Origin of the sequence: Xanthomonas campestris pv. phormiicola, assembly GCA_025666215.1 — a bacterium.
Classification (GTDB): Bacteria; Pseudomonadota; Gammaproteobacteria; order Xanthomonadales; family Xanthomonadaceae; genus Xanthomonas_A; species Xanthomonas_A campestris_A.
In genome coordinates this window covers 2,542,657-2,555,267 of record CP102593.1, presented here as the reverse complement: position 1 = coordinate 2,555,267, position 12,611 = coordinate 2,542,657, and the positions used below count along the sequence as shown (strand labels likewise).

The window sequence follows — 12,611 nt, the reverse complement described above, 5'->3', positions numbered from 1 at the left end:
CAGGCGCGCTGGCCGGGCCCACTATGGCTGCATTCACGAATACAGGGGCGCCGCTTCCGGTTTGTCCTGGGCGCCGGGATTGGCGCGCACCTGCTGCAACGCGGTGGCCAGTTCGTCCAGCCGGTAGGGCTTGGACAGGATCTGCACGCCCTGCGCCTCGGCCGCGGACTTTGCTGCTTCCGCGTAGCCGCTGGTGAGCAGGATCGGCAACTCCTGGCGCCGCATGCGGATCTCGTGGACCAGCTCCAGGCCGTTCATGCCGCCGGGCATCATGATGTCGGAGAACACGATGTCCACCACGCGCTCGTTGGCCAACGCACCCAGCGCCGCCGCCGCGCTGGCCACGCGGGTGACCTGGTAGCCCAGCTGGCGCAGCATTTCGCCGACCAGCGCGGCCACTTCGTCGTCGTCCTCGACCAGCAGCACGTAGCCGGCCTCGCCCTGGGCACGGCGCGCCACTTGCTGCACGTCCACCAGATGCCGCTCGTCCGGTGCCGGCGAACGGAACGAGCGCGGCAGCAGCAGATGGATCGCGGTGCCCTGCCCCAGCTCGCTGTCGATGTGGATGGAGCCGCCGGATTGCTGCACGAACCCGTGCACCTGCGCCAGGCCCAGGCCCGAGCCCTTGCCGATGTCCTTGGTGGTGTAGAACGGCTCGAATACCCGCGCTTTCACCTCCGGCGCCATGCCGGTGCCGGTGTCGACGATCGACAGGCGGATGAAATCCGGGTTGGTCTTGCTCGGGCCCGGCACGTTCTGCGCCCGTACCACGATGGTGCCGCCATTGGGCATCGCATCGCGCGCGTTGACCGCCAGGTTGAGCACCACCAGTTCCAGTTCGCCCGGATCCACTTCGATCGGCCACAGGCCATCGGCGAAATCGAAATCCACGTGCACGTCGCCGCGCAGGCTGCGGTCCAGCAGTTCGCGCATGCCGCCGATCTGCCGGGTCAGATCGACCGGCTCCGGCTTGAGCTGCTGCCGCCGCGAGAACGCCAGCAACTGCCGGGTCAGCCCGGCGCCGCGCTGCGCGGCCTTCTGCATGCCATCCATCAACCGCTTGCGCACGGCCGGATCGGCCTGGATGTCGAGCATCGCCAGCCCGCCGGAGATCACCATCAGCAGGTTGTTGAAATCGTGCGCGACGCCACCGGTCAACTGTCCGATCGCCTCGATCTTCTGCGCGTGGCGCAGGGTTTCCTCGACCCGCGCGCGCTCGTCCATCTGCGTGTGCAGCAACCGATTGGCCTGCTCCAGTTCGCGCGTGCGCGCCACCACCTGCGCCTCCAGCTTCTGCGCCGCCGAAACCTGCTCGCGCAGCAGCGAGCGCACTTCGTACTGGCGGGCGCGTGCGCGCAGCGCGGCCTTGATGGTGCTGGTCAAGGTGATGGCCTGCACCGGCCGCTCGAGCAGGGCGACATTGCGCAGCGAGGCCACCAGCCTGCGCCGCCAGGTCACCACGGACGGCTGTTCCTGATGGCTGGTCAGCACCACGAACGGCAGATCCGACCAGGTCGGCTGCGCATCGGCCCAGGCGAACAACGCGCTCGCATCCTTGCCGAACAGGCCTTCTTCGGCGATGAACACCGCAGCGGCGCCGATGTTCAGCTCGCGCACTACGCCATCCAGGTCGGCGCAGTTGCATGCCACCACACCGCCACGCCGCAGCAGTTCCACCGAAGCCCCGCCGTCGCGCCCGATCGGCGCGTAGACCAGCACCCGGTTTTCGGTTGCCTCACTGCTGCTCATGCGCCGCGGAATCCATGAAGGGCAGATCGCTTCCGCTGTAGCGCGGCGTGCCGCTGAAGATCGCGCTGAACTGCTTGATCGGCGAGCCGATGTCCAGGCCCTTGCTGCTGAGCCGGAACTCGCGGATGGTGCTCTCGTGGCTGCCACTGCGCTTCTTCACCACCGACAGCGCCCGGCGCACCATGCCGTCCACCTCGAAATAACGCAGCATCAGCACCGAATCGCTCAGGTAGCTGAGGTCCAGCGGCGTTTCCATCGGCCCGATCAGTCCGTGCTGCGCCAGGACCAGGATGGTCAGCACGCCCTTCTGGCCCAGATAGCTGAGCAGTTCGTGCATCTGCAGGATCAGGAAGCGTTCGTCCGGCATCGCATTGAGATAGCCATTGAGGCTGTCGATGACGATCACCCGCGCGCCGTCCACTTCCACGCTGCGGCGCACGTTGGCCGCGAACTGGCCCGGCGACATCTCGGCCGGATCGATCTGCTGGAAACGGATCAGTCCGGTGTGGAGTTTCTCCTCGAGCGGCAGACCCAGGGTGCGTGCGCGCGCCTCCACGGTGCCGCGCCCCTCGTCGAAGGCGAAGAACACGCTGTGTTCGCCACGCTCGGCCGCGGCGATGGCATAGGTCAGCGCCAGCGAGGACTTGCCCACGCCGGCCGCGCCCAGCAGCAGCGCGTTGGTGCCGCGCTCCAGCCCACCGCCGAGCAGCCTGTCCAGTTCGTCGTTGCCGCTGGGAGCGACTTCGTCGATGTGGTGGTGCTTGTGGTCGGCCGCGACCAGGCGCGGATAGATTTCCAGCCCGCCCTTCTCGATGGTGAAGTCGTGGAAACCGCCGCGGAACTGGATGCCGCGCATCTTGACCACGCGCAGGCGCCGGCGTTCGGCGCCGTAGTCGATGGCCAGTTGCTCCAGCAAGACCACGCCGTGGGTGATGGAGTGCAGCTGCAGGTCGTTTTCCTGCGAGGACAGGTCGTCGAGCATGATCACCGTGCACTGCCGGCTGGCGAAGAAATGTTTCAGCGCCAACACCTGGCGGCGATAGCGCAGCGGGCTCTGCGCGAGCAGGCGCAGTTCGGAAAGACTGTCCAGGACCACGCGCGTGGGGTTGAGCTGCTCGACCTTGTCGAAGATCAGCTTGGTGGTCTCGGTCAGCTCCATTTCCGCGGGATGGAACACGGTGAGTTCGCGTTCCGGATCCAGCACGATCTCCGGCGGCACCAGTTCGAACACATCGACCTGATTCATGCTCCAGCCGTGGCGGGCGGCCACCAGATGCAGTTCGCGCTGGGTCTCGGACAAGGTGATGTACAGCACCCGTTCGCCATGCCGCGCGCCTTCCAGCAGGAACTGCAGGGCGATCGTGGTCTTGCCGGTGCCTGGACGGCCTTCGTACAGATAGAGGCGATTGGGGTCGACGCCGCCGCCGAGGATGTTGTCCAACCCCGCACTGCCGGTCGAGATGCGCGGCAGGTCGTCGCCATTCACGTGATCGAGCTGCCGATGGGGCGTCATGGTCGTCCTCATGATTGCGTTTGGATGGAAGGCGCCGGTTGCCCGCCGCCCTTGCGGGCCCTGCGCAGCGGCTCGCACGAGCCCCCTTCGCCAGCACGCCTTGCCCGGATCCCACGAACGACGCATGCCAGGGCGCGCGTCAGGTTCACGAACCATAGACGCCAACCACACTACGTTCGGCAAAGTGATTTTTTTGTGTAGGTGCCGGGGGACCAGCGACCGGCTCCCACCCTGCGCGACCGCCCTGCAGGGCGCGTCGGGCCGGGTTGGGCAGCTGTAGGACGACTAAGAAGGCCGGCCATCCGACTGGCGGGCCGCGTCGCAGCCAAGATTACAGGACCGCACCAACGAAAAAGGCGCCGAAGCGCCTTTTCATTGCGGCGATACGACCGACCGCCTCACTCCCACTCGATCGTCGCCGGCGGCTTGCCGGAGATGTCGTAGACCACGCGCGAGACGCCGCGCAGTTCGTTGATGATGCGGTTGCTCACCGTACCCAGGAAGTCGTACGGCAGGTGCGCCCAGTGCGCGGTCATGAAATCGATGGTCTCCACCGCGCGCAGCGCGATCACCCATTCGTAGGCGCGCGCGTCGCCGACCACGCCCACCGACTTGACCGGCAGGAACACCGCGAACGCCTGGCTGGTGGTGTCGTACAGGTCGGCCTTGCGCAGCTCTTCGATGAAGATCGCATCGGCCTTGGCCAGCAGCTCGGCGTACTCGCGCTTCACCTCGCCGAGGATCCGCACGCCCAGGCCGGGACCGGGGAACGGATGGCGGTAGACCATGCTGCGCGGCAGGCCGAGCTCCACGCCCAGGCGCCGCACCTCGTCCTTGAACAGCTCGCGCAGCGGCTCGACCAGGCCCAGCTTCATGTGCTCGGGCAGGCCGCCGACGTTGTGGTGGCTCTTGATCACGTGCGCCTTGCCGGTCTTGCTGCCGGCCGACTCGATCACGTCCGGATAGATCGTGCCCTGCGCCAGCCACTTGGCGTTGGCCAGCTTGTTCGACTCCTCGTCGAAGATCTCCACGAACAGGTTGCCGATGATCTTGCGCTTGGCTTCCGGATCGCTCACGCCGGCCAATGCGGCGAAATAGCGGTCGGCGGCGTTGACCCGGATCACCTTGACGCCCATGTGCTCGGCGAACATCGCCATCACCTGGTCGCCTTCCTGCCAGCGCAGCAGGCCGGTATCGACGAACACGCAGGTCAGCTTGGCGCCGATCGCCTTGTGCAGCAGCGCGGCGACCACCGACGAATCCACGCCGCCGGACAGGCCCAGGATCACCTCGTCGTCGCCGACCTGGGCGCGCACCCGCGCGATCTGGTCGTCGATGATGTTGGCCGCGGTCCACAAGGTGTTGCAGCCGCAGACGTCGACCACGAAGCGGCGCAACAGGGTCTGGCCCTGCAGCGTGTGGGTGACTTCCGGATGGAACTGCACGCCGTACCAGCGCTTGGCGGCGTTGGCCATCGCCGCGACCGGGATGCGCTCGGTGACGGCGGTGACGGTGAAGCCCGGCGGCACCTTGGAGACGTGGTCGCCGTGGCTCATCCACACGTTCAGGCGCGCGGCGCCGGGATGGTCGCTGAGGCCGGAGAACAGCGCGTCGGGCGCGACCACCTCCACTTCCGCATGGCCGAACTCGCGCTGGTCGGCGGCCTCGGTGGCGCCACCCAGCTGCGCGGCCAGGGTCTGCATGCCGTAGCAGATGCCGAACACCGGCAGGCCGCTGTCGAACACTTCCTGCGGCGCGACCGGCGCGCCCGGCAGCGTGGTCGATTCGGGGCCGCCGGACAGGATGATGCCCTTGGCGCCGAAGCCGGCGATCTGCGCCGGATCGTGGTCCCAGGCCCAGATCTCGCAGTAGACCCCCAGTTCGCGGATACGGCGCGCGATCAGCTGCGTGTACTGCGCACCGAAATCGAGGATGAGGATCTTGTCGCTGTGGATGGTTGACATCGGGACTCGGGACTCGGGACTCGGGACTCGGGACTCGGGATCCCGCGATCCGGTAGCGATTGACGATGAAGAAACGGCGAGGAGGAATCGCTTCCTCCGTCGCCGTCCAACTGCTGTGCCGAGTCCCGAGTCCCGAGTCCCGAGTCCCGGCGCTCTTACCCCATACGGTAGTTCGGCGGTTCCTTGGTGATCTGCACGTCGTGCACGTGGCTCTCGCGCTGGCCGGCACCGGTGATGGTGACGAACTTCGGCTTGGTGCGCATGTCCTCTATCGTCGCGCAGCCCACGTAGCCCATCGTGGCGCGCAGGCCGCCGACCAGCTGGTGGATGATGCCGCTGAGCGGGCCGCGGTACGGCACGCGGCCTTCGATGCCTTCCGGCACCAGCTTGTCGGCGTCGGAGGCGTCCTGGAAGTAACGGTCCTTGCTGCCCTTCTCCATCGCGCCCAGGCTGCCCATGCCGCGGTAGCTCTTGTAGCTGCGGCCCTGGAACAGTTCGACCTCGCCTGGGGCTTCCTCGGTGCCGGCGAACAGGCCGCCGACCATCACCGTGGAGGCGCCGGCGACCAGCGCCTTGCCGATGTCGCCGGAATAGCGGATGCCGCCGTCGGCGATCAGCGGGATGCGGTCCTGCAGCGCCTCGGCGACCATGTCCACCGCGGTGATCTGCGGCACGCCGACACCGGCGACCACGCGGGTGGTGCAGATCGAGCCCGGGCCCACGCCGACCTTGACCGCATCGGCGCCGGCGTCCATCAGCGCCAGCGCGGCATCGCCGGTCACGATGTTGCCGCCGATCACCTGCAGCTGCGGATAGGTCTTCTTGACCCAGGCCACGCGGTCGATCACGCCCTGCGAGTGGCCGTGCGCGGTATCGACGATGACCACGTCCACGCCGGCCGCCGCCAGCAGTTCGATGCGCTGCTCGGTGTCGCCACCGACGCCGACCGCCGCGCCGACCAGCAGGCGCGTGGCCGCGTCCTTGGCGGCGTTGGGGTTGTCGGTCTTCTTCTGGATGTCCTTGACCGTGATCAGGCCGCGCAACTCGAAGCTGTCGTTGACCACCAGGATCTTCTCGATGCGGTTGCGGTGAAGCAGCTGCAGCACTTCCTCGTCGCTGGCGCCTTCGCGCACGGTGATCAGGCGATCCTTCTTGGTCATGATGTGGCGGACCGGATCGTCGAGCTTCTTCTCGAAGCGCATGTCGCGGCTGGTGACGATGCCGACCAGCTCGCTGCCGTCGACCACCGGCACGCCGGAGATGTTGCGCGCGCGGGTCAGTTTCAGCACTTCGCCGATGGTGGTTTCCGGGCCGACGGTGAACGGCTCGGTGATCACCCCGGCTTCGAACTTCTTGACCTTGGCCACTTCGGCGGCCTGTTGTTCCGGGGTCAGGTTCTTGTGGATGATGCCGATGCCGCCGAGCTGGGCCATGGCCACCGCGAGGCGGTGTTCGGTCACCGTGTCCATCGCCGCCGACAGGATCGGCAATTTCAGGCGCAGGTCGCGGGTCAGCCGGGTTTCCAGGCTGACGTCCTTCGGCAGGACGATCGAATGGGCGGGGACGAGCGAAACGTCGTCGTAGGTAAGAGCTTCAGCCTGGATGCGCAGCATCGGCGGACCCGAATGTGGGGAAGCGCGGCATTTTAACGCATTTGGGGCCGGGATTGGGGATTCGGGATTGGGGATTCGCAACGGCGAAACCCTCCGCAGCGGCGGTTACATGATCACCAGGGCTCCAATGGCCGGCCGTTCTGGATGCAACCTGGATCGGCGGTGCAGACCCTTTGCCGTTGCCTTTAACGAATCCCGAATCCCGAATCCCGGCTTTACACAGCCGAATGGCTGGTCATGCCGGCCGCATCAGCGGCCTCGATCGTGTTCTGCATCAGCGTGGCCACGGTCATCGGCCCGACCCCGCCCGGCACCGGGGTGATCCAGCTGGCGCGCTGCGCGGCCGCGTCGAAGCCGACGTCGCCGACCAGGCGGCCGTCGTCGAGACGGTTGATGCCCACGTCGATCACCACCGCGCCGGGCTTGACCCACTCGCCCGGGATCAGGCCGGGACGGCCCACCGCCACCACCAGGATGTCGGCATCGCGCACCCGCGCCTGCAGCACCTCCGGCGGGGTGAACTTGTGGCAGCAGCTGACCGTGCAGCCGGCGATCAGCAATTCCAGCGCCATCGGCCGGCCGACGTGGTTGCTGACCCCGACGATGGTGGCGTTGCGCCCGCGCACCGGCTGGTCGGTATGTCCGAGCAGGGTGACGATGCCGCGCGGGGTGCACGGGCGCAGGCCGAATTCGCGCAGCGCCAGGTGGCCGACGTTCTCCGGATGGAAACCGTCCACGTCCTTGCGCGGGTCGATGCGGTGGATCAGCCGGCTGGCGTCGGGAATGCCCGGCAGCGGCAGCTGCACCAGGATGCCTTGGACCTTGGGATCGGCATTGAGGCGGTCGATCAGCGCCAGCAGGTCTGCTTCGCCGGTACCGGCCGGCAGGTCGTGATCGAACGCCTCGATGCCGACCTTTTCCGCCGCGCGGCGCTTGTTGCGCACGTACACCGTGGACGCCGGATCGCCGCCGACCAGCACCACCGCCAGGCCCGGCCGCGGCTGCCCCGCCGCCAACCGCGCATCGACCCGCGCCTTGAGCTGGTCGAGCAGTTCGTCGGCGATGCGCCGCCCGTCGAGGATGCGGGCCGGAACGGAGGAGACGGGCGCGGAATCGGTCATCAGAGCGAGCGGGTGTAGAGTCTGGGGGACCCCATTGTCCCCGATTCCGCCATGACCGACACCACCCGCATCGAGGCCGCCGCGTTCCGGCGGCTGCTGCAGCACCTCAACCAGGACCGCAACGACGTGCAGAACATCGATCTGATGATCCTGGCCAGCTTCTGCCGCAACTGCCTGGCCGACTGGTACCGCGAGGCCGCGGCCGCCGAAGGCCAGACGCTGAGCAAGGAACAGGCCCGCGAGCGCGTCTACGGCATGCCGTTCGCCGACTGGAAGGCGCAGTTCCAGGCCGAGGCCACGCCGGAACAGCTGGCGGCCTTCGCCGACGCCCAGCGCCGGCACGGATAGATGCTGCGCCACCTTGGCATCGTCGCGGCGATCGCGATCGCCGCCTATCTGGTGGTCTGCGCCCTGCTCTACCTGGGCCAGCGCGAGCTGCTGTATTTCCCGCAGGCGACCCGCGTGGACGCGGCGCAAACCGATTTCACCCTGCAGCGCAGCCCGACGTTGCGCCTGCGCGGCTGGCAGGTCAATCCTGGCCGCGGCAAGGCGTTGCTGTACTTCGGCGGCAACGCCGAGGACCTGCGCCAGACACGCGCGCAGCTGGCGCCGCTGCTGCCCGACTACAGCGTGTACCTGCTGGCCTACCGCGGCTACGGCGCCAGCGACGGCGCGCCCAGCGAGGCGGCGCTGATCGGCGATGCGCTGGCCCTGTACGACCATGTGCGCGCCGCGCAACCGCAGGCCGAGATCGCGGTGCTCGGGCGCAGCCTGGGCAGCGGTGTCGCCAGCCAGCTGGCGGCGCGGCGGCCGCTGGCGCGGCTGGTGCTGGTCACCCCGTTCGACAGCCTGGCCACGGCCGCGCAGGCGCACTATCCGTGGGCGCCGGTGCGCTGGCTGCTGCGCGACCGCTACGACTCGGTCAGCGCGCTGCGTGCCTACCGCGGCCCGTTGCTGGTACTGCGGGCAGGACGCGATCAGGTGGTGCCGGCGTCGAGCACGCAGCGGCTGCTCGACTCCCTGGCGCAGACACCCACCGTGGTCACGATGCCGCGCGCCGGGCACGACGACATCAGCGCCGATCCGCGTTATGCGCAGGCGTTGCGGGCGTTTTTGCGCTGAGGCGTTGCAGCTCGGGGACTTGCGGTTCGCGCAGCGTTTGTGCGAGCGACTTCAGTCGCGACGGGCTTCACCGATACCGCCTACCGGGATTGACGATCCGCGGCCACCCGGAGTCGCTTCCACGACAGCCGTTTCCGAGATCCCCGACCGCGGCTAGTCGCCGCGGCGCTGGTCATCGGCCTCCGCCGCCGGCACCGCTTCGGGATTGAGCGTGCGGCTCTCGCGCCGCGGCGGAGTGAACGGCGTCGGCCTGGGCACCGCCGGGGCGATGTTGCCGTACATCAGGCCGCTGCCGGCGCGCACGTCGCCGGCGGCGATCTCCAGTTCCAGGCGCTCGGCGTCGCGGCGGCGGATCTCGCGGGCGATGCTCGCGGCCTCGTCCTCGGCCATACCCAGTTCGATCAGCGCGGCCTGGCCGAATTCCACCGCGGATTCGAAGGTCTCGCGGATCTGGTAGTCCACGCCGGCGGCGATCAGCTTCAGCGAATGCTCGCGGTCGTAGGAGCGCACCAGCAGCTTGGCGTGCGGGAATTCCTGGGTGGCCAGCTCTACGATGCGGTTGGCCGCCTCGCGGTTGTCGATGCACACCGCGATCGCGCGCACGCTGTGCGCGCCGGAGGCATGCAGCACGTCCAGGCGGGTGCCGTCGCCGTAGTAGATCTTGAAGCCGAACTCGGCCGCGCTCTGGATCATCTCGATGTCGTTGTCGATGATGGTCACGTCCACGTCGCGCGCCAGCAGCGACTGGCTGGCGACCTGGCCGAAACGGCCGAAGCCGATGATCAGCACGCTGCCGGTGAGCCCGTCGGCCGCCTCCACGCCATCCAGCGACGGCGCCTCCACCGGCGCCCAGCGCCGGTACAGCAGCACGAACAGCGGGGTCAGCGCCATCGACAGCACCACGATCGCGGTCAGGTTGGCGTTGACCTGCGCATCGATGACCCCGGCCGCGCCGGCGGCGGCGAACAGCACGAACGCGAACTCGCCGCCCTGCGCCATCAGCACGCCGCGGTCCAGCGCCTGCGCGTGGCCGCTGCCGGTGAGCCGCGCGACCAGGTAGATGCACGCGGCCTTGGCCGCCATGAACGCGAGCACGCCGCTGAGGATCAGCGTCCAGTTCGCCGCCACCACCGCCAGGTTCAGGGCCATGCCCACGCCGAGGAAGAACAGCCCGAGCAGGATGCCGCGAAACGGCTCGATGTCGGCTTCGATCTGGTGGCGGAAGGTGGATTCGGACAGCAGCACCCCGGCCAGGAACGCGCCCATCGCCATCGACAGCCCGCCGAGCTGCATCAGCAATGCCGCGCCCAGCACGACCAGCAGCGCAGCGGCGGTCATCACCTCGCGCGCCTTGGCCGCGGCCAGCAACCGGAACAGCGGGTTCAGCAGCCAGCGCCCGGCCACCAGCAGGCCGACGATCGCCGCCGCGCCGATGCCGATGCCGATCCAGCGCGACGGCGCATCGGCGGCGACCGGCACCGGTGCCATCCATGCCACCACGGCCAGCAGCGGCACGATCAGCAGGTCTTCGAACAACAGGATCGCGACGATCTTCTGTCCCGCCGGCAAGGCGATGTCGCCGCGCTCGCCGAGCAGTTGCATCACCACCGCGGTGGAGGTGAGCACGAAGCCGGATGCGGCGATGAACGCCACTGGCAAGGACAGCCCAAGCGCCAGCCCGACCCCGGTCAGCACCGTCGCGCACACCACGATCTGCGCCGTGCCCAGGCCGAAGATCTGTTTGCGCAGGCTCCACAGGTGCGAGGGCCGCATCTCCAGCCCGATCACGAACAGAAACATCACCACGCCCAGCTCGGCCACGTGCAGGATCGCCTGCGGATCGGCGAACCAGCCGAATCCGAACGGCCCGATCGCCAGGCCTGCGGCCAGATAGCCGAGCACCGAGCCCAGCCCCAGGCGGCGGAACACCGGCACCGCCACCACCGCGGCGCCGAGCAACGCCACCACCTTGATCAATTCACTGCTGTCGGCTGCACTGGTCATGCGTGGATTCTACCCACAAGGCCGGAGCGGCCCCATGCACCGGTGTGCGGATGGACATGGCGTCCCGCCGCTGTAGTGCAGTGTGGCTTGGCGCGTGTGCATTTCCACGAAGTGCATCAGTCCACCTTTTCCCAGCGGGACCATTGCCTTCCTTGTCGAGGAAACGTGCCCTGCAGGGAGGGATGAGTGCATGGGGCGCAGGCCTCGCGCATCCAGCCCCCGCGAGTCGCTTCGCGCCGGACCCTCACCCCAACCCCTCTCCCGAGGGGAGAGGGGCTTGTCGCTCGGCACTGCCTGCGCAGCGACCGATCGCAGTCGCGGGACGCGCAGTGGCGGATCAGTCCTCCACGCCGCAGAAGTGCGCGTAGTCGATATAGCCGGGAAACGCCAGCCCAGGAGCGCACACCGGGCACTGCGGGTCGGCGGCCAGGCGGGTCTCGCGGAAGCGCATCGCCAGCGCGTCGAAATACAGCAGGCGGCCGCGCAGCGGTTCGCCGATGTCCAGCAGCAGCTTCAGCACCTCGTTGGCCTGCAGCAGGCCGACGATGCCGGGCAGCACGCCGAGCACGCCGGCTTCGGCGCAACTGGGCGCGAACTCCGGCGGCGGCGGTTCCGGGAACAGGCAGCGGTAGCACGGCGCCTGTCCACGCTGGCGGCCGGCATCGAACACGCTGACCTGGCCCTCGAAACGCTGCACCGCGCCGTACACCAGCGGCTTGCCCAGCTTCACGCAGGCGTCGTTGAGCAGGTAGCGCGCCGGGAAATTGTCCGAGCCGTCGAGCACCACGTCCACGTCCTGCAGCAGGCGTTCGACATTGGCCGAGCTCACCCGTTCGCGCACCGCCTCGACCTGCACGCCGGGATTCAGCGCGGCCAGCGCCGCGGCCGCCGACGCCACCTTGGGCTGCCCCACCCGCGCCTCGGTATGCAGGATCTGCCGCTGCAGGTTGCTGCGATCGACCATGTCGTCGTCGGCGATGCGCAGCTGGCCGACCCCGGCCGCGGCCAGGTAGAAGCCGGCCGGCGAACCCAGCCCGCCGGCGCCGACCAGCAGCACGCGCGCGGCCTGCAGCCGCCGCTGGCCGTCGATGCCGACTTCGGGCAGGCGCAGGTGGCGCGAATAGCGCTCGAAGAAATCCTGCTGCTCCGGCGCCAGCGCCGGCCGCTGCAGCGGCAATCCGTCGCGCTGCCAGCGCGTGGTGCCGCCCAGCACCGAGGCGACCGCGCAATACCCTGCCTGCTGCAGGAACAGCGCCGCCTCGTGCGAGCGCTTGCCGCTCTGGCAGATCAGGATCGTCTCGGCGTCGGCCGCGCCAAGGTGCGCGGCCGGATCCTCCTGCAGCTGCGCGCGGGCCACGCCGAGCGCGCCCTCGGCCATGCCGGCGGCGCGCTCGTGCTCCTCGCGTACATCGATCAACCGCGCGCCCTGGGCGATGCGCGCGCGAGCCTGCTGCGGGGTCAGTTCTCGAATGCTCATGCGTGCATTATCGGCGCAAACCTGTGGTGCGTCCTTCGCCAAGAAACG

At 68.6% G+C, this 12,611-nt stretch carries 9 protein-coding genes; 2 read left to right on the top strand and 7 right to left on the bottom strand.

Annotated features, from left to right (window positions below; all coding sequences use genetic code 11):
* Positions 1 to 33: 33 nt before the first annotated feature.
* The 5 genes from NRY95_10705 to folD all read right to left on the bottom strand — a co-directional run bounded on the left by NRY95_10705 (position 34) and on the right by folD (position 7,960).
* Positions 34 to 1,749: a response regulator gene (locus tag NRY95_10705; protein UYC18385.1), complete on the bottom strand. Its 1,716-nt coding sequence runs from the start codon at positions 1,747 to 1,749 to the stop codon at positions 34 to 36.
* On the bottom strand, positions 1,736 to 3,262 hold the full coding sequence (locus NRY95_10700) for an AAA family ATPase (protein UYC18384.1): 1,527 nt from the start codon (positions 3,260 to 3,262) through the stop codon (positions 1,736 to 1,738). Before NRY95_10700 ends, NRY95_10705 begins: the two co-directional genes overlap by 14 nt.
* A gap of 398 nt (positions 3,263 to 3,660) precedes the next feature.
* Entirely contained in the window at positions 3,661 to 5,226 is a 1,566-nt protein-coding gene (gene guaA, locus NRY95_10695; protein UYC18383.1) for a glutamine-hydrolyzing GMP synthase, read from the bottom strand.
* A 155-nt stretch (positions 5,227 to 5,381) separates the two neighbouring features.
* Positions 5,382 to 6,839 (bottom strand): IMP dehydrogenase, encoded by a 1,458-nt coding sequence (guaB, locus tag NRY95_10690; GenBank protein ID UYC18382.1) that lies wholly within the window; start codon positions 6,837 to 6,839, stop codon positions 5,382 to 5,384.
* Positions 6,840 to 7,054: 215 nt separating this feature from the next.
* On the bottom strand, positions 7,055 to 7,960 hold the full coding sequence (gene folD / locus NRY95_10685) for a bifunctional methylenetetrahydrofolate dehydrogenase/methenyltetrahydrofolate cyclohydrolase FolD (protein ID UYC18381.1): 906 nt from the start codon (positions 7,958 to 7,960) through the stop codon (positions 7,055 to 7,057).
* Positions 7,961 to 8,011: 51 nt separating this feature from the next.
* On the opposite strand from folD, the gene NRY95_10680 reads away from it, so the two are divergent.
* Positions 8,012 to 8,308: a DUF1244 domain-containing protein gene (locus NRY95_10680; protein ID UYC18380.1), complete on the top strand. Its 297-nt coding sequence runs from the start codon at positions 8,012 to 8,014 to the stop codon at positions 8,306 to 8,308.
* On the top strand, positions 8,309 to 9,082 hold the full coding sequence (locus tag NRY95_10675; GenBank protein ID UYC18379.1) for a lysophospholipase: 774 nt from the start codon (positions 8,309 to 8,311) through the stop codon (positions 9,080 to 9,082). It begins immediately after the preceding gene.
* Between the two features lie 153 nt (positions 9,083 to 9,235).
* On the opposite strand, the gene NRY95_10670 is transcribed toward NRY95_10675, so the two are convergent.
* Together NRY95_10670 and moeB are read right to left on the bottom strand one after the other, a co-directional pair.
* Positions 9,236 to 11,086: a monovalent cation:proton antiporter-2 (CPA2) family protein gene (locus NRY95_10670; protein UYC18378.1), complete on the bottom strand. Its 1,851-nt coding sequence runs from the start codon at positions 11,084 to 11,086 to the stop codon at positions 9,236 to 9,238.
* A 337-nt stretch (positions 11,087 to 11,423) separates the two neighbouring features.
* A complete protein-coding gene (moeB, locus tag NRY95_10665; GenBank protein UYC18377.1) occupies positions 11,424 to 12,563 on the bottom strand; it encodes a molybdopterin-synthase adenylyltransferase MoeB in 1,140 nt (379 codons plus the stop codon).
* Positions 12,564 to 12,611: the final 48 nt, after the last annotated feature.